The organism is Polyangium mundeleinium, from assembly GCF_028369105.1.
GTDB classification, from domain to species: Bacteria; Myxococcota_A; Polyangia; order Polyangiales; family Polyangiaceae; genus Polyangium; species Polyangium mundeleinium.
This window is the reverse complement of the sequence record NZ_JAQNDO010000001.1, coordinates 11,148,020-11,167,508: the sequence shown is the minus strand read 5'-3', so window position 1 is coordinate 11,167,508 and position 19,489 is coordinate 11,148,020. Positions and strand designations below refer to the sequence as shown.

Annotated in this window: 16 protein-coding genes; 8 read left to right on the top strand and 8 right to left on the bottom strand. The window is 69.4% G+C overall.

The features are described 5' to 3' along the window. Positions 1 to 13: 13 nt before the first annotated feature. The 5 genes from POL67_RS43955 to POL67_RS43935 all read right to left on the bottom strand — a co-directional run bounded on the left by POL67_RS43955 (position 14) and on the right by POL67_RS43935 (position 4,725). Positions 14 to 1,996 carry an alpha/beta hydrolase family protein gene (locus tag POL67_RS43955; protein ID WP_271927267.1) on the bottom strand — a complete coding sequence of 661 codons (1,983 nt, stop codon included), beginning with the start codon at positions 1,994 to 1,996 and terminating at the stop codon, positions 14 to 16. 49 nt (positions 1,997 to 2,045) lie between these two features. Then, positions 2,046 to 2,993, bottom strand: a complete 948-nt coding sequence (locus POL67_RS43950) for an MBL fold metallo-hydrolase (protein WP_271927265.1) — start codon at positions 2,991 to 2,993, stop codon at positions 2,046 to 2,048. 166 nt (positions 2,994 to 3,159) lie between these two features. Beyond that, positions 3,160 to 3,750 (bottom strand): alpha-ketoglutarate-dependent dioxygenase AlkB family protein, encoded by a 591-nt coding sequence (locus POL67_RS43945; RefSeq protein ID WP_271927264.1) that lies wholly within the window; start codon positions 3,748 to 3,750, stop codon positions 3,160 to 3,162. Continuing rightward, the gene (locus POL67_RS43940; protein WP_271927262.1) at positions 3,737 to 3,967 is read right to left on the bottom strand and encodes a hypothetical protein; all 231 of its coding nucleotides are present in this window, start codon (positions 3,965 to 3,967) and stop codon (positions 3,737 to 3,739) included. Before POL67_RS43940 ends, POL67_RS43945 begins: the two co-directional genes overlap by 14 nt. Positions 3,968 to 4,068: 101 nt before the next feature. Continuing rightward, a complete protein-coding gene (locus POL67_RS43935) occupies positions 4,069 to 4,725 on the bottom strand; it encodes a protein-L-isoaspartate(D-aspartate) O-methyltransferase (protein WP_271927260.1) in 657 nt (218 codons plus the stop codon). 227 nt (positions 4,726 to 4,952) lie between these two features. On the opposite strand from POL67_RS43935, the gene POL67_RS43930 reads away from it, so the two are divergent. Beyond that, the gene (locus POL67_RS43930; protein ID WP_271927259.1) at positions 4,953 to 5,549 is read left to right on the top strand and encodes a DUF4384 domain-containing protein; all 597 of its coding nucleotides are present in this window, start codon (positions 4,953 to 4,955) and stop codon (positions 5,547 to 5,549) included. Between the two features lie 48 nt (positions 5,550 to 5,597). On the opposite strand, the gene POL67_RS43925 is transcribed toward POL67_RS43930, so the two are convergent. After that, complete coding sequence (locus tag POL67_RS43925) at positions 5,598 to 6,209, bottom strand: SRPBCC family protein (RefSeq protein WP_271927258.1); 612 nt, start codon at positions 6,207 to 6,209, stop codon at positions 5,598 to 5,600. Positions 6,210 to 6,305: 96 nt separating this feature from the next. On the opposite strand from POL67_RS43925, the gene POL67_RS43920 reads away from it, so the two are divergent. The 5 genes from POL67_RS43920 to POL67_RS43900 all read left to right on the top strand — a co-directional run bounded on the left by POL67_RS43920 (position 6,306) and on the right by POL67_RS43900 (position 14,136). Then, positions 6,306 to 6,869 carry a prolyl hydroxylase family protein gene (locus POL67_RS43920; RefSeq protein WP_271927256.1) on the top strand — a complete coding sequence of 188 codons (564 nt, stop codon included), beginning with the start codon at positions 6,306 to 6,308 and terminating at the stop codon, positions 6,867 to 6,869. Between the two features lie 7 nt (positions 6,870 to 6,876). Beyond that, positions 6,877 to 10,695, top strand: coding sequence for a serine/threonine-protein kinase (locus POL67_RS43915; RefSeq protein WP_271927255.1), 3,819 nt, complete (start codon positions 6,877 to 6,879; stop codon positions 10,693 to 10,695). Positions 10,696 to 10,812: 117 nt separating this feature from the next. Continuing rightward, positions 10,813 to 12,300 (top strand): DUF2252 family protein, encoded by a 1,488-nt coding sequence (locus POL67_RS43910; protein ID WP_271927254.1) that lies wholly within the window; start codon positions 10,813 to 10,815, stop codon positions 12,298 to 12,300. 19 nt (positions 12,301 to 12,319) lie between these two features. After that, positions 12,320 to 13,459: a hypothetical protein gene (locus tag POL67_RS43905; protein ID WP_271927253.1), complete on the top strand. Its 1,140-nt coding sequence runs from the start codon at positions 12,320 to 12,322 to the stop codon at positions 13,457 to 13,459. Positions 13,460 to 13,476: 17 nt separating this feature from the next. Continuing rightward, positions 13,477 to 14,136, top strand: coding sequence for a lamin tail domain-containing protein (locus POL67_RS43900; protein WP_271927251.1), 660 nt, complete (start codon positions 13,477 to 13,479; stop codon positions 14,134 to 14,136). A gap of 3 nt (positions 14,137 to 14,139) precedes the next feature. On the opposite strand, the gene POL67_RS43895 is transcribed toward POL67_RS43900, so the two are convergent. Further along, positions 14,140 to 17,019, bottom strand: a complete 2,880-nt coding sequence (locus POL67_RS43895) for a YncE family protein (RefSeq protein WP_271927249.1) — start codon at positions 17,017 to 17,019, stop codon at positions 14,140 to 14,142. 112 nt (positions 17,020 to 17,131) lie between these two features. Beyond that, entirely contained in the window at positions 17,132 to 17,782 is a 651-nt protein-coding gene (locus POL67_RS43890) for a glutathione S-transferase (RefSeq protein ID WP_271927247.1), read from the bottom strand. A 127-nt stretch (positions 17,783 to 17,909) separates the two neighbouring features. On the opposite strand from POL67_RS43890, the gene POL67_RS43885 reads away from it, so the two are divergent. Next, on the top strand, positions 17,910 to 18,968 hold the full coding sequence (locus POL67_RS43885; RefSeq protein ID WP_271927245.1) for a phospholipase D-like domain-containing protein: 1,059 nt from the start codon (positions 17,910 to 17,912) through the stop codon (positions 18,966 to 18,968). 242 nt (positions 18,969 to 19,210) lie between these two features. Next, positions 19,211 to 19,489 carry a hypothetical protein gene (locus tag POL67_RS43880; RefSeq protein WP_271927243.1) on the top strand — a complete coding sequence of 93 codons (279 nt, stop codon included), beginning with the start codon at positions 19,211 to 19,213 and terminating at the stop codon, positions 19,487 to 19,489.

The window sequence follows — 19,489 nt, the reverse complement described above, 5'->3', positions numbered from 1 at the left end:
TGCAACTCGTCCTTCAATAGGGCGGCTTCGCCGTCGCGTACGGCTCGGCGAGCCCTGTCTGGAAAAACTCCACGTATTGCGCCTGTCCCTCCGGCGAGAAGATGAGCTCGCCGTGCACGGCGAGCTTCGTCCCCTCGATCCGGTCGAACTGCGACATCACCAGCGTCGAGCCGGCCTTGCCGTTGCCCGTCAGCGGCCCCTCCGCGGCGGGCAGGCCGCTCACCGGGCGGATGGCATTCATGAGCGTCATGCCCGAGGCCCGCGCGAGTGCTTCGCTGGTCGAGTTCGGGACGATCGTGTCGTTCATGACCACCTGCAAGAGCACGTCGCGCGGCTTCGATTCCGGTGCGCCCGGCAGAGGTTCGCCCGACGCGAACCGAGCGTAGTTGATCGGGTCGCCCGGGTCCACGATCGCCTGCGTGACGGCGAAGAAACGAGCGAGCGCGCCGTCCGGCGTCTTGGGTGGACGCATCGCGTCGACGAGCAGGCCGAACGTGCCGGAGTCCCGCAGCAGCATCATGAGCCCGTCGCCGCCCACGTTCCAGACGGCTTGCCGGATCTCGGGCGCGAGCGCGAGGATCGTCGGCCCCTGCACGGACCCGAACGAATGGCCGATGTAGAGGATCCGCGAGGTATCGAGGTCGGGCTCGCCGTCCGGGGCGCCGACCGGCAGGAGGTCGAGCGAGCCGAGCGTATCGACGAGCCGCACGAGCTCGAGCTGATCCGACGCCATTTGCCGGAAGTTGTCCCGCGCCTTGCCGATGTCGAATTCGCCCGTCGCGCTGTCGATGCCGAAGAAGCCGAACGCGGCGAGCAGGGCATTCTGGCCCGGCTTTTTCGCGCGCGAGCCGTGCTCGGGCGAGTCGATCCCGAAGACGGCCGCGCCGTTCGGGTGAATGGCCGCGAGCCTTTGGGCCGTGCCCCACGTGCCGTCCTTGTCGCCGCCGAGCCCGTGGCCGTAAATGACGACCGGCCTCTTTCCGCTCACCTCCGCCTTCGAGAACGCCAGGAACACGTCGAGCCCGACCTCTTTGCTCGCGACCGGCGTCCCTCCCTCGAAGGACCATTTCCCCGTCTCGCCGCGATATTCGGGTGTCTCGTACACGCCCCGAAAACGCACGCGCCCGCCCGGCTCGGCCGGTGTCTCGACCTCGAAGGGCGTGAGCAACGCAGGCGGCGGGGACTTTCGTGCGGCGACCCCCATCGCCTCGATCCCGGCGCGCACCGTGGCCGTGGTGAATGCGGTCGCGAGCACGATGTCTTCGGCGTGGAAGAGCCCGCTCGGCAAGGCCTCGTCGATCGCCTTGCGCACCTCGTCCCCGTATTCGCCCTCGGCCGTGCCTCCGAGGAGCGCCTGCATGTCCGGCGATCGCCGCACGGGGGCTCCATCGTCCGCGCGGAGCACCTTCGTCGCGACGAACAGATACCGTGTCCCGGGACGGAGCGGCGTGGCGGGCTCCGCGACCAAGGTGAAATCGTCCGCGAAAAACCCGTCGTCGGGCTGCGGGAACCAGCGGGGGATCAGCCCGACGGGTTTTCCTTGCTCGGGCGAGTCCGGGTCCACGTCGACGAGGTAGAGCGGCGCGCCTGGCTTTTTGTAGTCCTCCGCGTCGAGGATGGGCCCGAGCAGCGGCGGCTCCGCGTACGGCGCGAGCACGAGCGGACGCGCGTCGATGGGGCCGCTGAAATTCACCACGACGCCGCCCACCGTGGAGAAACCATCCATTTCGTTCAGAAGATCGACCGTGCCCTGATAGCTGGTCACCAGCGGATCGGCCGCCGTGTCCGGCCCGATCCGCACGCGCCGGCCCGTGGCGGTGGCCGCGTCGGCCGTCGTGTATCGATCGGACGGATAGGGCGAGAGGACCGTCTCGGCGGGCTTGCCGTAGAGCGCGACGACGCCGGTCTCCGGCGGCACGGGCAGCTCCGCGGGGTCGCTGCAAGCGGAGAGGAGCAGGGCGGCGAGGGGAAGGGAGAAGGCAAGGGCGCGGCGCACGACGGCAGCCTACCAGAAAGCGCGCCCGGCCGCAGGCCGTTGATCCCGATCAGGGCATCTTGCAGGCCATGAAGTAATTCGAGGTGCCGAACGAGAGCAGGCCGTCGCCGCCCCAGGTGGGGTACGCCTCTTTGAGCTTCGTCACGGCCTCCTCGGCCGTCGTCGCGGCATCGAGGATCGGCTTTGCGTCGTTGAGGTACTTCTTGTCCTCGTCGATGACGGCGGCCGTGGCCTTTTCGCCGTGGCCCGGATAGAACGTCGTGAAGCCCTTCCCGGCGAGGGCGTCGAGGTTCTTGATCCAGCCGTCGAAGTTGCACTCCGCGAGCCAGAGGTGCTCCTTGTTGTAAAGGAGATCGCCTGCGAAAAAGGCCTTTTGCTCGTTCAGCGCGAGCCCCGCGGCCTCCACGCTCTCGCCCGCGTCGCCGATCTCGACGACGTCGAGCGGATGCCCGTCGACCGTGATCGTGGTCCCCGCGAGCGCGGTGAAGGCGACGACCTTGTCGGGCACCTGGCCGGGGAAGTTCGTCTGGGCGAACGCGAGCGTACCGTCCTTTTTCGCGTTGTAATCGGCGAGGACCGCGGCCGTCGTCACGAACTTCGCGTCCGGGAACGCCGCGCGGATGACCTCCATCCCGAGGTAATGATCGGGGTGGGCGTGCGTGAGCCAGACGGTGGTGAGCTTCTTGTTCGTGCCTTTGACGAGGTCGACGACCTTTTGCGCCTCCGCGGTGAAGAACTGGCCATCGACGAGGACGACCTCGGTCGGGCCCACGATGAGGTGCGAGTCGACGCCGAATCCATCGGGCGAGACGTGGGTCTGCACTTCGATCTCCGAGTCGCCGCCGCCGTTCCCACCGCTGCCACCACTGCCACCGCTGCCGCCCGATCCCGACGAGGAGGACGAGGTTGTATTGTTGGTATTGTTCGTATCGTCGCCGCAAGCCACGACCGCGAGCGCCGCGCCGAGGCCGAGCGCGAGCCAAAGACCTTGCTTCATGATGAATTCGCTCCTTGGAAGGATGAAAGCACCGCGAAGCTAATGGGCACGGATACGACTGTCAAACGAGGAACGTATTGGCGTGAGCGATGTCACCCATGCAGGGCGTGAATGGGTGGGCCGTTCCTACGCGATGGAACCGACCAGCGACCTCGACACGCCCGATTCAGCGGCCTGAACCAAGAATCCGCCGGAACGTCAAATTCATCCTCGCCCCCCGCCCGGCCTGCTTCGGCACCCCGTGCCGATAATGGTGCTGCGTCGTCCCCGCCATGACGAGCAGATTCCCCTCGCCGAGTTCCAGCGTCACCTTCTCCCCGCCTTTCTTCTTCGGTTCCAGGACAAACTTCCTTCGCGCCCCGAGCGACAGGGACGCGATCACCGGGTTTTCCCCGAGCTCGGGCTCGTCGTCGGCGTGTTTGCCCATCGAATCGTCGCCGTCTCTGTAGTGGTTCACGAGCACGCTGTTGAACGTGCAGCCCGCCGCCGCCTCGACCCGCGCTCGTAGCGCCGAGAGCGCCGGCGTCCAGGGGTTTGGCGTGAGCGACAGGCCCGAATACGTGTACGATGCGCCCGCATCTCCGTGCCAGGCCGATAGGCGCGGCTGCAAGATCGATTTGCCGAAGAGCCGGATCGTTTGCTGCTGGAAAGGGACCTCCGCGAGCAGCGCGGGAAACGAGGTGTCGGCCTCGTCCGGCGTGAGAAACGGGTCGTGGAAGAGAAGGAATCCCCCGCTCTGGAGCTCAATCCTTGTCACGGGGGTAAGCCCCTCCGCGCGGCGTCCTGCGTGCCGCGATCGCGATCGTCCCCGCGCCGCCCGCGAGGAGCAGCGCGCCGGGGCGCGACGAGCCCGCGAGCGCGAGGCCCGAGATGACGCAAAACAAACCGAACGCGAGCGTCGGACCGGAGAGCCGTTCGTCCTCGGGCGAGCCTTCGGGGGGCACCGTGGGCCTCATGCGGTACGGATGCGCCATGCGTTCATCGTACCAGGGCGGCGCGTGGAAGGGTATGGGGTTTGGGGCGTAACGCGGCTCGTCCGCATGGAGCCCCAATCGTCAAGCGGGGCGAATGAAAGTTACCTGCCGTCCGCCCGGGCCCAGCCGTCCTCGCCGACGAGCGGGACGAACCGCACCGCGCCGAGGTTTTGCTCGGAGAACACGCCGTCTTCCGCGCCCCGCGTGACGAGGACGAGCTCTTGCTGGTGTTCGTCCGGCCCGACCGGAATCACCATACGGCCGCCCGGCGCGAGCTGGTGCAAAAGCGCCTGCGGTACACGCGGCCCGCTCGCCGTCACCGCGATGGCATCATAAGGTGCGCGTTCGGGATATCCACGGGTGCCATCTCCAGTGACCACCCGGATGTTTGCGTAGCGGAGCGACACGAGCCTCGCGGCGGCCTCGGCGGCGAGGAGCGGGTGGCGCTCGACGGTGACGACCTCGCGCGCGAGTTCGGCGAGCACCGCCGCGGCGTACCCCGAGCCCGCGCCGATCTCGAGGACCCGCGCGTTCGGCCCGATCCGCAGGGCTTGCGCGGTGAGCGCGACGATGTACGGCTGCGAGATCGTCTGGCCTTCGGCGATTGGGAGCGGTCTGTCGAGGTACGCCTCGGGCTCGCGCCCGGCGGGCACGAAGGCGTGCCGCGGGACGCGACGCATCGCATCGAGCACCCGCGGGTCCTCGATGTCGCGGCGTGCGAGTTGTTCGTCCACCATCTGGTGACGCGCTTGCTCCATCGGATCCATGACGGGGACGCGCTCGACGCAATCGTCGTGCCGAGCTCCTTTCGTGCGGGACGTCAAGAAGAGCACGCGCGAAGCGGCGCGACCACGTCCTTGGTGCGCGGGGCTTCGCGCGGGCCCGCCGAGCGACGCCCCAAATCCCGCGAGGAGGTCTCGCTCACGCAGGAGGGATGTTCGTCGCGCTAGGGTTTTTCGGCGCTCCGCCATAGAATGGGTCGGCGATGGTGACCAGGAGCAGCGCGAAGGGCGGCACGATGAAGACCAAGGGGACGACGAAGGGCGGGGTCAAGGGCGCGGCGAAGAAGGCGACGAAGGGGGCGGCCAAGGCGCCCGCGAAGGGCGTGGCAAAGAAGGCGAAGGCCTCGGCCAGGGCGGCGAAGGGCAGCGTGACGGCGAAGATCGAGGCGAGGGCCAAGGCGGCGGCGAGGGCCGCAGCCGCGGCGCCGGTGGAGCTCATCGACGAGCCGCCGCCGAGCCTCATGGGTCGGCCGTTCCGGCGCCTCGCGTGGGGCTACGCGCTCCTCAGCGAGATGCGCGACGACGCGATGAACGAGTTCGACGTCGAGGCGGGCACGAAGGTCGCGATCGAAGGCGAGCTCGATCGGCTTGCGTACGTGTACGTCGTGCAGATCGCGGCGGAGGATCGGTCGGTGGAGATCCTTTATCCGCCGAAGGGCGGGGCGCGCCGCATGCGCCCAGGCACGAAGACGCGCATCCCCGGAGGTTCGGGCTGGATCGTGACCACGAAGAAAGGCAAGATCCGCACGATCGCTTCGTCGGCCCCGATCACGGACGTGACCACCCTCGGCATCGACTGAGCCATCCTCCCCCCACGTCACGATCGAGAAAAGGCGCGGCCGCGTGCGTCAAGGCCGCGGCCCCCGCCGATCCTCCACGTAGCGTCGCAAGAGCTCCGGCGTCTGCAATGCGTACGAGCGGATCTTCTCCTGAAAGAGGAGCTTGATCACGCCGAATTCGAGGTGCAGAAGGGCGCCATAGGTGAGCAGGGTTTTTCCGCCGTCCGCGGGGTCGACCCGGAAAAAGCCCCAGCAATCGCCGATGTCGTGGGGCCGCGTCGGGTCCATCCAGAATCGGACGAGCGACGGGGTTTCCCGACGCGCCCGGACGGTGTATTCGCCCGAGACCGTGGCGCCGCCCTGGCGGAGCGTCAGGAAAAAATCGTCGCCCTTGCGGCCGACGAGGCGCGCGTCCTGCGTGAGCGGGAAAATGTGCCGGTACGAGCCCGGGTCGAGCAACACGGCCATGACCTCGGCGGGCGGCGCCGCGATGACCACGTACCCGAGGCCGCCAATGAAATCGCCCTCCGGGAGCTCGACGTCGAAGGTCCGCCTGACGACCTCCCCCCGCGCGAGGCGGGCTTTTTCGTCCGTCGTGAGGGCGCCGGCGTGCGCGCGGCCCGGAAACCCGAGGACGAGGGCGCAGAGGACCGCGAGGAGGGCGAGGAGGCGGCGCGCCATGTCCTCCCACGGTGAGGTCGCGTCGGTCCCGGCGCAAGCCCCGCGTCGACGACGAAGGGCCCCTTCCGCCCTGCGGCCGCGTATACTCCCCTCACCATGTACGCCGGTCACCTCGACTTGACGCAGCCCCTCGTCTGGACGGTGGACGACGCACTCTCGCCCGCCGACTGCGACGCGTATATCGAGCGCATCCGGACAGGGCACGCAGAGATCGCGCCGATCGTGGGCGAGGACGGGGAGCCGGAGGTCGATCTCGAGGTCCGGAACAACACGCGCGTGATGTGGGACGACGCGGCGGAGGCCGACGGGCTCGTCGCGCGGGTCGCGCCGCACGTGCCGAAGCTCCTGATGGGCATGAAGCTCGCGGGCGGCAACCCGCGCATCCGCCTGTATCGATACGGCCCCGGCGAGCAACACGGGGCGCACTGGGACACGGTCGTGCACCTCGACGGCGGCGTGCGCAGCCTGGTCACGCTCGTCTTTTACCTGAACGACGACTTCGAGGGCGGCGAGACCGATTTTCCGGAGCTCGAACGGCGCATCACCCCGCGGCGCGGGCGCGCATTGCTGTTCCAGCACCGGATCCTCCATATCGCGAGCCAGGTGGCCCGCGGTGAGAAGTTCGTCCTGCGCACGGACATCCTTTACAGTCCGGTGTGAGGCGCGCATGCGGAGCGGCGACATCGTGGACGGGCGGTTCGAGCTGGAGTCGCGGGCGAGCTCCGGCGGCATGGGGACCATCTGGCGCGCCCGCGAGCTCGCGACGAACGAGACCGTGGCGCTGAAGGTCCTGCGCGATCCCGAGCACGGCGCCGAGCGATTCCTGTCCGAGGCGCGTATCCTCGCGCGGCTCGAACACCCGTGCATCGTGCGGCACGTCGGGCACGGGCTGACGGCCCACGGCGAGCCGTACCTCGTGATGGAGTGGCTCTCCGGCGAGGACCTCGCCACGCGCCTCGCGCGCGCGCCCCTCGAAATCGACGCGGGCCTCGCGCTCGTGCGCAACGTCGCGGATGGGCTCGCCGCGGCGCACGCGCGCGGCATCGTTCATCGGGACATCAAGCCGAGCAACATCTTCCTCGTCGGCCGGCGCGTCGATCGCATCAAGCTTCTCGATTTCGGGATCGCGCGCGCGTCGACCGGCTCGACCCTGCACACGCGCTCGAGCTCCGTGCTCGGAACGCCCGGCTACATGGCGCCGGAGCAAGCGCGCGGCGACGGGGTCGTGGGGCCGCGCGCCGATGTGTTCTCGCTCGGCTGCGTGCTCTTCGAATGTTTGGCAGGACGACCGGCATTTCAGGGTTCGCACCCGATGGCTTTGCTCGCGAAGCTCTTGCTCGAAGAGCCGCCCGAGCTCGCGGTCGTGCGGCCCGAGGTCTCCTCCGCCGTGTCGAGCCTCTGCACGCGCATGCTTTCGAAGGATTCGGGAGAGCGGCCGGACGATGGGGCGGCCCTCGTGGCCGAGCTCTCCGCCATCGGCGGGATCACGTCGTCGAGCTCGCCGTCCGTGCGGAGCATGACGCCGTCGCGGCTCAGCGAGCGAGAGCGGCGTCTGCTCTCGATCGTGGCGATCGCAGGCACCGCGCGCAGCGCGCTCGCGGAGGTTCGTCGCATCGCGGATCCGCTCGGCGCGTTCGTGGATACGCTCGCCGGGGGCACGATCTTGATGGTGTTGCCGGGCGTGGGAAGTCCGGCCGATCAGGTGCTGCGGGCGGCGCGCGCCGCGCTGGCGATTCAAGCGGCCTCGTCGGATCGGACCATCGCGCTCGTCACGGGCCGCAGCGATCTCGCCGATCGGCTCCCCGTCGGGGATCTCGTCGAGCTCGTGGCATTGCTGATCGATCGCGCGCGCGAGGACGGCCGACCCGGGGTGATCGTCGACGAGGTCACGCGCGCGCTGCTCGATCCACGGTTCGAGGTGCAGGAGCACGCCGGCCATGCGTGGCTGCTGCACGAGCACGCGCGCGGCGAGGAGACGCGTACGCTGCTCGGCCATCCGAGCCCGTTCGTCGGCCGCGAGCGCGAGCTCACCACGCTGCTGGATCTCCTGCAGCAAGAGTTCGACGAGCAGCGCGCGCAGTCCGTGCTCGTCACGGCGCCCGCGGGGATGGGGAAATCCCGATTGCGGCAGGAGCTCATCACGAAGCTGCAGAGCAACGTGCCCGATTTGTGTCTGGCGGTGGGTCGCGCCGATGCGATGCGCTCGGGCGCCGCGTTTTCGGTGATCGCGTCGGCGTTGCGCATGCTCATGCAGATCGAGGTCGGCGAGCGGCGCGAGGTGCAGCAGGAAAAGGTATCGTCGGCGGTGCGCGCGCTGCTGTCGGGAGAAGCGGCGGAGCGGACGGCGCCGTTCCTGGGCGAGCTCGTGGGGGCGGCGTTCCCGGACGAACGCAATCCCCTGCTCCGGTCGGCCCGCGAGAATGCGCCGCTCATGGCGGGCCGGATCGAGTCGGCCTGGGTCGAGTTCATGCGCGCCGCGGCCCGGAAGGGGCCGACGTTGCTCGTGCTGGAGGATTTGCACTGGGGGGATGGTTCATCCGTGAAGCTCGTGGATACGACGCTGCGCGAGCTGCGGGACGAGGCCTTCGCGGTGGTCGCGTTTGCCCGGCCCGAGGTGCACGATCTGTTTCCGCGGATATGGGCGGAGCGGACGCACGAGGTCCGGCTCGGTCCCTTGCCGCGCCGCGCGGCGTCCGCGCTGGTGCGCGCGGCGCTCGGGGCCGACGTCGACGATGTGCTCGTGACGGCCTTCGTGGCGCGGTCGGAGGGAAACGCGTTTTACCTGGAAGAGCTCGTCCGGGCCTTCACGGAGGGGCGCAGCAGCGGCGCGTTGCCGGAGACGGTGCTCGGGATGGTCGAGGCCCGGCTCGCCGCGCTTCCGCCGGACGTTCGCCATTTTTTGCGCGCGGCGAGCGTCTACGGGGAGGTGTTCTGGCCCAATGGAGTGCGGCGGCTGCTCGGCGGTCGCAGGCCTGTGAACGTGGATGCCGCCCTCGATTACTCCGTGGCGCGTGAGTTCGTGATGCGTCGGAATTCGCGGCGGTTCGTCGGCGAGGAGGAGTATGCGTTCCGGCACGCGCTCCTGCGGGAGGGGGCGTATGCGATGTTGACGGAGCGGGACCGCGCGCTCGGGCATGGGCTCGCGGGGGTGTGGCTCGAACGCGTGGGCGAGCCGGATCCCTCGGTGCTGGCGATGCATTTCGAGCGCGGCGGGCAGGGCGAGAAGGCGGCGTACTGGCACGCGCGGGCGGCGCAGACGGCGATGCGCGGCAATGACCTCCAGGCGGGCGTGCGGGCCGTCGAGCGGGGCCTCGCGGCCGGGCCGACGGACGAGGTCGCGACGGATCTCTGGGCGCTCCGGGCCCGCATCGCCTCGGCCTCGGGCGATTACGAGGCCTCGCTCGCAGCGGCCGAAGAGGCCCTGCGCCGCACGACGCCCGGATCCGTGGCCCATTGCATCGCGCTGGAGGGCGCCATCGGCGGCGCGATGCTGCTCGGCAGGCACGATACGTTGCAGGACCTGAGCCGGCGGGTCTTGCAGACGGAGCCCGCGCCGAATGCGCTCTCCGCGCTGGCGCGGGCGCTCGCGCCGCTCATCGCTGCGCTCGCGGCGAGCGGGAATGGCGACGCGTTCGTGTTCCTGGAAAAACTTCGTGCGACGATGGGGGCTGGCGTCGAGGTGGAGCCGTCGAGGGCCGGGGCGCTCGCGTATGCGTCGGCGATGGTGGAGAAGAACCTCGGCCGCAATCCGTGGCTCGCGAGGCAACACGCGCTCGATGCCGTGCGATCGCTGGAGCAGGGCGGGGAGCGCCACATCGTGCCGATCGTCACGGGGATGCTCGTCGGCATTTGCACGGACCTCGGCGCGTTCGAGGAGGCCGAGTCGTGGCTGGACCGCACGGAGGCGCGCCCGCCGAGCATGGCGGCAAACGTGGTCGCGGCGTACCTCGCTCAGCTCAGGCTCGCGCAAGGCCGGTTCGAGGAGGCGATCACGGTGTCGCGCTCCGTGGCGGAGCGGGTGCACGGCAAGGACGGCAACGTGGTCAGCACGCTCGGCGCGATGACGCTGATCGAGGCGCATATCGAGCGCGGCGACGTGGACGAGGCGGCGTCGAGGATCGATGCGACGAGCAGCCGCGGAAACCTGATCGTCAGCGCCTCGTGCGCGTGGTTCCGATCGAGGGTCCTGCTCGCGCGGGGCCGGCCCGCCGAAGCGGTGCACGTGAGTCGCGAGGCGCTCGCGCTCCATCGGCAAATTGGCCCGCGCGGGGTGGAGCGTGTGCTCCTCACGCTCGCCGAGGCCCTCATGGCCGCCGGGGACACGGAGGCGGCGAAGGGGACGTTGCGCGAGGCGGCCGACGAGCTTTCCGCGCGTGAGCTGGCGATCGGAGATCCCTCCTACCGCCGGCATTTTGGGGAGCGGGTCCCCGGGAACGTGCGCATTCGAAGGCTCTCGGGGGCGTGGCTCGGGGGGCCTTCGCAATAGCCGTCGGTGACGGGTCGATGTCACCCGCGTAGACAACATGGCAGCGCCGTGACGGAAGGGTGTCGCGCGCGCCGCGCGATTGCTTCGACGTGGCCGGTCGATTAGGCATCGCCCGCAGTGAACGGGCCGTCCTCGAAAGGTGTTCGTCTTTGCCTCGCGCTCGCGTTCGTGCTCGCGGCGTGCGGCGGGCGGACCGAGGAAGAGGCGCGCAAGGCCGAGATCACGAGCGTCATGGCCCGGGCCGACGAGCCGCTCCTCCGCGCGAGGCCACGCCTCTGCGAGGGCAAATACGCGCGGATGGCCGCGAGCGCGTACGATTTTTATCGGGGTACGGTGCCGCTTTCGCTCCACGATTTTCGAGGGAACAACTTCGGCTTCGGCGCCTCCGCGTATGCCATCGCCGGGCCGCTCGTGCCCGCGCTCGGCGATCCGCACCCCGAGAATTTCGGCGCGCTGCTCGCGGCCGACGGGACGCTCGCGCTGGAGCCGAACGATTTCGACAGCGCCGATTTCGCGCCGTATCTGTGGGACGTCCGCCGCCTCGTCGCGGGAATGGCGCTCGCCGCGCGCCTCACGAATGCCGACGAGCCGGCGGCGCAGGCAGCGACCGCCGCGGCCTCGCGTGACGTCGCCCGCGCCGCGGCGGAAGGGTATGCGGATGCGATCGCCGCCCTCGCGAAGGGCGGGCCCCGCGAGCGGATCACGGAGGGCGGGGGAGATGCGAACCTCGATGATCTCTTCGAGCGTTCGATCGAGGATCGGGACGCGCGCGCCGAGCTCGACGAGCTGACGACGCTCGACGGCAAGGTGCGGCGTCTTCGCCGGGGTGTGCTCGATTCGGAGGAGCCGACGGGTGTGTATCTCGACGTCCCGCCGGCTGCGTATGCTGCGCTTCCTTCGGCGATCGAGCGATACCGCGGGACGCTCCTCGAACCGCCGCCGTCCGCGTTTCTTACGCTGCTCGACGCTGCGCGCGAGCTCGGCTCGGGCGTCGCGAGCTGGGCGCGGGTACGGGTGATCTTGCTCGTGCGCGGCCCGACGGATGATCCGGCCGACGACGTCGTGCTCGAATTGAAGGAACTCGCCGACAGCGGGCTCGCGGGCCTCTATCCGCCGGGCGTGTTTTACGACGGCGTCGCCGAGCGCGTGCGCCTCGCGTCCCGCGCGGCCTGGGCCCGGCCCGATGCGGAGCCGTTCTGGGGGACGACGGAATGGATGGGGTTCGTCTGTCAGATCAAGCGCGAGAGCGCCGGGCAAAAGACGTTGCGCACGAGCCGCATGCGCGAGGAGCGAGGGAGCCCGGCGGCGCTCGCGAGCCTCGGGCGGCGTCTCGGCGGCGTCGTGGCGCGGGCGCATGCGGCGGATCCCCTGGGCACGTCTTGGGCCGTGGCGGATGTGGCCGCGGTGATCGGCCGTGACCCGGCCGGGTTTGTCGCGGAGCAAGTCGACGTCGGGGATCGATATGCGGCGCAGGTGATCGTTGATTGGAGGCTGTTCCGGGAGGCCTTGGAGGAGCGCGGGCCGCGCCTCGGTGTCCCGATGGATCTGGCGGATACGCCGCCGCCTGATGTGCGAGCGCTTTATGGCGATGCCCACGCGCCTTGACCTGGAGCGACGAACCCGCATGCGTAGTTTCGCCCTGACGACGAGTTTCGCCGTGATGTTTGCCGCCGCGGGACCTGCCGCGGCGCAGGAAGTGGCCGCGCCCGCAGCCGCTTCCGCGCGTACCCCCGCCCCTGCTTCCGTGCCCGCGCCCGATCTCGAGGGTATCGCGGCGCCTCCCACCGCAGCGGGGACCACGGGGCTCAAGGTGACGCCGGGGCTCGAATTGTTCGCGCAATACGCAGTTCGATGGACGGCGACCGAGCCGGGACAGCGAGCGTGGTTTCACCTGTTCGAGGTGCCGCGGGTGCACGGCGCGATCACCGGGGAGTTTGGCCCGGCCGTGGGGCGCGTCGTGATCGAAGGCGTGCGTTCGGCGAGCGAGGGAGCGCTGATCGGCGTGGCGGGCGATAGCATCGTGCTGCGGCTTCGCGAAGCCTGGGCCGGAGTTCGGTATTCGTCGTGGTTCGTGTTCTCGGCCGGCGTGGTCCCGACGCTCACTGTGCCCGAGCTCGAAGGGACCTGGCGGCTGCGGGTCGTCGGCCCCGCGCCGATCGAGCAAACCGGAATGCTCTCGCCTGCGGACCTCGGGGCGACGGCGCGTGTGAACTTGCCGCGGAAATATGGGTTTGTCGCCGTTGGTGCTTACAACGGCGAGGGATATACGAACCGCGAGCTGAACCGGGGGAAAAACATCGAAATCGCAGCCTCGGTGCATCCCGCGCCCGGCGGGGCTGCGCGGCCGCTGGCGATTTTCGGGTCGTACGTGGTGGGCTCGTCGGGGACGGGGCTTTCCCGCGCGGACAGGCTGACCGGTTCGGTTCTCTGGCAAGGCATTCGTGTCCGCGCGGGCGCGTCGGTGACGCACGCGTGGGGGCTCGCGGACGATGGCGCGCGGCGATCGCTCCTGGTGGATGGCTTCGTGCGGCTCGAGCCCGTGGATCGGCTGATCTTCGGCGTGCGCGGCGCGTACTGGAATCGGGATCTCGGCGGGGCGGGGGATACGGTCGCGACGGTGACGGGGTCGATCGGGTATCGCGTCGTGCAACCGCTCGAAGGGCACGTCGCCGTGACGCGGCAGGCGCCGGGGGAGGTCGCGCGGGCGGCGCTGCCCGGCTCGGATTTTTGGGAGCTCCGGCTCGCGAGCCGGGTCGTTTTCTGACGAAAGGAGACCACGAGATGGCGCGGATGGAGTTTTTCCTGGCAGGGGTGTTCGTCGCGGCAACCGCCGCTCTCGGCTGCTCGGAGGCGAGCGAGGATCGGCCTCCCACGGGGGGCGCGAGCAGCTCCGCGGGGCAAGGCGGCGGCGGAAATGGCGGGAGCAGCGGGAGCGGCGGGAGCGGGCAAGGTGGTGGCGGCGGGAGCGGCGCAGGCGCGGCAAAGGTGGTGATCAACGAGATTGCGGCGACCGGCGAGGAGTGGATCGAGATCGTCAACGTCGGCGACGCGGTGATGGATCTCGACGGATACGGGATCGCCGATCAGGACGGTGACGCGCCGAAGCTCGCGGAGGCCGTGCGTTTCGAGGCTGGGACGAAGCTCGCGCCTGGCTCCTACCTCGTCATCGTCGCGGGCCTCGACGCGCCCGAGGCAGGTCCGCAAGCGGAGTGCCTCTCGGAGGGCGGGCCGGCGACCTGTTATCAGGCTGGCTTCGGAATCAGCGCGTCGAAAGGCGACAAGATTTTTTTCCTGTCGCCGAGCGATGCGATCGTCGAGGAGGCGGCCTATCCGGCGGAGGCCGTGGCGGATGGGTTGACGTTCGGCCGCGTGCCGAACGGGATCGGCGATTTCGAGGCCTGCGAGCCGACGCCCGGAGCGGCGAACACGAAGGCGCCTTGAGGATCAGTTCGGCACGATGACGAACTTGACGCCCGGGAGGTTGATGCCCGGGCCGCCGAGCCGGAGCGTGCCCTCGACGAGCGAGATGCTCTGATCGGCCTGGTTCACGGTCTTCACCGTGCCCGTGATCATCGCGGCGTCGGCCACGCCGCTGGGGTTGATCGGCAAGGCGACCGGCTGCATGTAGAGTTTGTCGCCGTCGAGCCGCGCCCACACCTCCTGCCGCTGCTGGTTGCCGAAGAGCTGCGGTTTCACGATCAACGTCATACCGCCCGGGCGCGGGGTGTCGCTCGCTTCGAGCACGTAATCGAGCGGGGTCATCGAGCCGCCGGGGCCGGGGACGGTGACGGTCATCTTCATCGTCTTGGGCCACATGCCGATCGCCGGGTTCGCCACGACGAACTCCGTGCTCCGCTCGCCCCAGAGCGCGCCGCCCGAGAGGAACGGAAGGCCCGGCAAGGCGCGGAATCGGTATTTCGCGCCGGCGGTGAGCGGCGCCGCCGGGACGAACTCGACGAGGCCGCCGGTCACCACGACCGAGCCCGCGACCTTTTCGCCCGCCTCGGTTTCCAGCGTGACGTATTCCGCAGCGAGGTCGGCCGCGGTTTTTCCTGGCTGGGAGTCGTCGATCGGATCGGTGAACGCGACGCTCGGGCGAACGTTCGGGTAGACCGCGTCGTCGCTGTCGATGTCGGGCCAGATCCCCAGCGGGTGTGCGCCCTTCGGCGTGAGTTCGCGCAAGAACTGGAGCAAATCGGCCTTTTCGTCGGTCGTGAGGTCGGCGCCCACGTATTGGATGGCCACGTCGAGCGCCGCTTCGAGGTCGCGCGCCTGTCCCTTCACGAAATACACGCCGTGGCGGTAGACGCCGAGGAGCGAGGGGATGTCCGCCGGTTCGCCCGATTTGCCGACGGGGATGTATTCGCGCGAGGTGTAAAGCGGCGGCGCGTGGCAGCCATAACAAGCGGCTTTGCCCTCGAAGAGATCCTTGCCGCGGGTCGCGGCCTCCGTGAAGCTGCCGTCAATCCGGGTATGGCCCGTCTCGCGCGGGGCGCCGAGGAGCGAGCTGAGGAAGGCCTGCATGCCCAGCGCTTCCTCGGGCGTGGCCGGGCGGCCGACGATCGAGCTCGGGCCCTGATACCCGAAATTGTCCGTGTTCGAGACGTACGCGCCCCATTCGAGCGGCGTGGTCGCGTCGAGGAGCTGGAGCGGCCGCACGTTGTGCCAGATCTGCGGGCCGAAGCGCCAGACCATGCCGTCGTTCTGCGTTTCGACGTGGCAACTGGAGCAAGCGTGGTTCGAGGCGAAGCCGCCGCCCGGGCGCGTGAAGACACGCTCGCCGAGGGCGATGTTCGCCGGGCGCGGGTCCTCGGCGAGCGAGACGGTCTGCACGACGGCGCCGGTCGCGTCGAGGAAGCTCGCCTCGAAGCTCTGGTAGCTGTGGACAGCGACGTTGTTTCCGAGCTTGACGAGCGCGCGCGCGCCGGGGCCGACGGCGGCGCGGCCTTTTTCGGCGAGCGTGGCGCGGTCGAGGGCCACGACGACGTCGGAGGACTCGGACGCGACCCAGATCGTGTCGCCCACGCCGAGGACGCCCGAGGGATTGACGACAGCGCCGCCGGAGCCCGATTGTCGCGTGAGATCGACGCGGCGGAGGACGGCGCCGTAGTCGGGTTTGGCCGGGTCAGCCCCGAGCACGACGACCTCGTGGAAGAAGGGCTCGGCGCCCGGCGCGGACTGCGAGGGCTCGGGGTCGCCGTCGGTCGAGGCGACGTAGAGCTCGGCGCCGTCCTCCGAGAGCGCGATCGACCGGAGATCCGCGGCGACACCGGAGATGGCGAGCGAGACCTTTTGGGTCTCGGTATCGACGATCCAGATGTCCTCGTCGTCGCCGGGGCCGTACGTGCCGCGCGTGTCCTTGATCTTGTTGCCCGAGCGGTAGGAGGCGACGAAGAGGCGTTTTCCGTCGGCCGAGAGCACAAGGGCGCGCGGGTCGAAGCCGACGTCGATCGTGGCCTTGACCTCGCGTTTGGCGAGGTCGACCACGGCGACCTTGCGCATCGTGGCGAGCGAGACGTAGAGCGTCGCGCCGTCGGGCGAGATGGCGAGGCCGCTCGGCTCGTCGCCGACCCAAAGCGCATCTTCGAGGATGTTGCGGTCGCGATCGAGGATGCCGACCGTGTCGCCGCCGCGCTGCGCGACGTAGACCTTCTTGTCGCCGGGGTGATGCGCGATCGCGGCGGGCCACGAGCCGACCGTGATTTCGCCGGCCTTCGTCCACTGGCCATTTTCAGCGACGAGGCGCGTGACGGTGTACGAGGCGCCGTTCGTGGTCCAGAGCTCGCCGTCGACGACGGCCGCGCCGTGGAGCGGCGTGAGGTGGTGGTTGCGGAAGCGCGCTTGCGGGGGGCGGGCGACGGCGCGGAGCGTGAGCTCGGTCTGCGCGGGGTCGTTGAGGCGGAAGGTGTACTCGCCGGGGACGTCGGGCGTGAAGCGCGGCTCGGGGGCGCCGGTGTTGTAGACGGCGTTCTTGCTGTCGGGCGGCGCCGAGACGACCTGCCACGCGAGCTCGGCGGGGCAGCCGGCATCCGTGAGGAAACGCGGCAAATAAAAGGTCTCGCCGAGCGTGTGGGCGCGCGGGTTCTGGAGCGGAAGGAGCGCATCGGCGCAGGCGACGCCGGGGGTGCCAGTGCTCGAGCTTCCGCCACCGACGCCGCCCATCCCGCCGTCACCTCCGACGCCGCCACCCCCCCCGCTGCCGGAGGCGCTGCTCGAGCTCGTGGTCGTGCCCGGGTTCGTCGGGTCGTCGCTGCACGCAACCGCTGCAAACGGCGCGCAGCCAACGAGGATCGCGAGGAGCTGAGATAGGCGTAAGGATCTCATGGTTTGTCTACCCTTTGTGGAAGGTGTGTAGACAGTCGCAGACACACGGGACCCTTGCAAGACCTATTTTAGATCCTTCGAGATACAAAACGCCAGGGCTGTGAAGCTGGGATCAGGCCCGCTGGAAGTCCGAGGGGCGGCGGCGGGCGAGGTAGTCGGCGATCGGGGGCAGGGCGCGGACGTCGTCGAGGAAGCGCTGGAGCGAGCCGTGGCCGTCGAGGCAGGAGGGGACGACCTCGCGGTGCGATTCGAGGGTGTCGAAGGCGAGGAAGTCCGCGTGCGTGGGCGCGGGGCCCGCGAAGTAGAGGGCGCCGCGTTCCTCGGATTGTTCGAGCAAACCTTCGAGGGTCGTGCGGAAGCGGGGGAAGACGTCGCGGAAATGCGCGTCGGTGGCCGCTTGATCCTTGAGCCAGCCAGGGTTGTACGCGACGCGGTTCCACGCGGTGCGGAGCTCGAGGACGGTCTCGGCGACGACGTCGGCGCGGACGCGCTCGTCCTCGTTCGTCCCGTCGAGCCCGAAGACGCGGGCGAGGTGGCGGAGGATGGCCTGGCTCTGCGGGATCACGCGTTCGCCTGCGGGCGTGCGCTCGACGAGGACGGGGACCTGGCCGAGAGGGACGGTTTTCTTGAGGCTCGGCCAGTCGGCGCGCGGGATGCCCCGGTCGACGTACGGGGCCCGCGCATAGGCGAGCAAAAGGCGGATCGACTCGGCTCGGCCGCGGATGTCGAAGTAGACGAGCTCGCGCTCGGGATCATGGCTCATGCCTCGCGAGGAGACCCGAGCCGGCGAGGGGCGTCAATCGGACCGGGGCCGCGTTTGCCCGGGAACGCGATCGCCGGCGAAAGAAGCTCGACGCGGCGCGGGATCCCTTGCTAGATACGCGGTCGGCATGGCGACCATCGAGCTCCTGCGTCACGGCCGAGAGATGGGGGCCCGGCTCGCCGCGGACCTCGGCGAGGCGACGCGGGCCTGCATCGCGGTGAGCCGCGCGGAGGCGAGCGCGCTCGGGGTGGTCGATCTCGTGGGGTTCGTGGAGCGCGGCGGTGAGCTGATGCTGCTCTCCGGGCTCGACGGGTACGGGACGGAGACGGCGATGCTCCGGCGCTTCGAACGGATGCCGGGCGCGCGTTGCCGCATCTACCACGCATGGAGCGGGACGGCGTTCCTGCCGCGGCTCTACGTGATCGACGTCGGCTCGCGGCGCGTGGCCTACGTGGGCTCGTCGGATCTCGCGGCGTCGGGGCTCGCGCGGGATCTCGCGGTGAACGTGCGCATCGAGGGGAGCGCGTCGGAGCCGGAGCTCGAACGGCCGATGCGGCTGTTCGAGGAGCTCTTCTGGTCGGAGCTGTCGTGGCCGCTGTCGTATGCGTTCGAGGCCGAGTACGAGGCGCTGCGGGCCGCGCGCCGGGCGGCGATCGAGCGCGCGCCGGACCCTTCGGCCGAGGCTCGGCTCGGCTTTTCGGTGGCCGAGAAGCTCGGCGAGCAGCGCGGCAAGGCGTCGGCGCGGCGGCACCTGCTCGTGGTGACGGCGAAGAACTACGCGCTCTGCATGCAGACGAAGAGCTTCGGGCGGCGGAGGCAGGCCGAGCTCGAGCGGTACGGCAAGGGCGATCCGTTTTTTTTCCACGTGACGGGGCGCGGCCGGGGCCTGCGGGCGATGGGCATGTTCACGGGGGAGACGTACCGCGACGAGGCGCCCTCGATCCGGGGGATGGACGGCGGGGCTCCGCCATTCCGCAAGAAATTCGTGGTGCTCGGGGAGCTCGGCAAGGAGATCCGGACGCGTCCGATCCTGGAGTCGTTGCGGCCGGGCGCGCCGAAGCACTGGTTCAATGGGTTCGTCCAGGATAGCCATACGCTTTCGATCGAGGACTTCGAGGCGCTTCGCGGGGCGTTCGTCGCGGCGCTCGCGGAGGAGCAGGGCACGTCGAAGGCGAAAGCGGGCTGAGAGCCGTCCGTACCGGACCCCCCGTGCGCCAGGACAAAGAGACAAAGAGACAAAGGGACAAACCTGCGCGATGACAAACCCACGGTCCCGGAAAAACCGAGCTTGACGTTCGAGGAAAAACCGAGCATGGAAGAGCCTTGGTCAGGTACGCAGAGTTCGGCGTCCTTCCCAATGAGGGCCCGTACATGCGAAAGGAATCAGCTCGACCCCGAAAAACGAGCACCCGCAAGGACGTTATGGCGGTGGCGACGAGACGACGAACGAGAGATGTTCGAACGGAGGAAGACGAGACACCGCCGGAACTCCCGACGGAGCTCGCGCTGGGCAGTGACGGTTTGATCTACGTGAATGCAGAGGGCATCGATCCGGCGCGGTATGCCGGGCGCAAGATGTTCACGGGATTCGCGATGACGCCGGACGAGGCCGAGCGCGCCGTGGAGGAGATCCATCGGCTCGCCTTCAATGTGACCGTCAGCGCGCAAGCTGGGGCGGCGAGGTCGAAAAAAAAGAAAAGGGGGTGA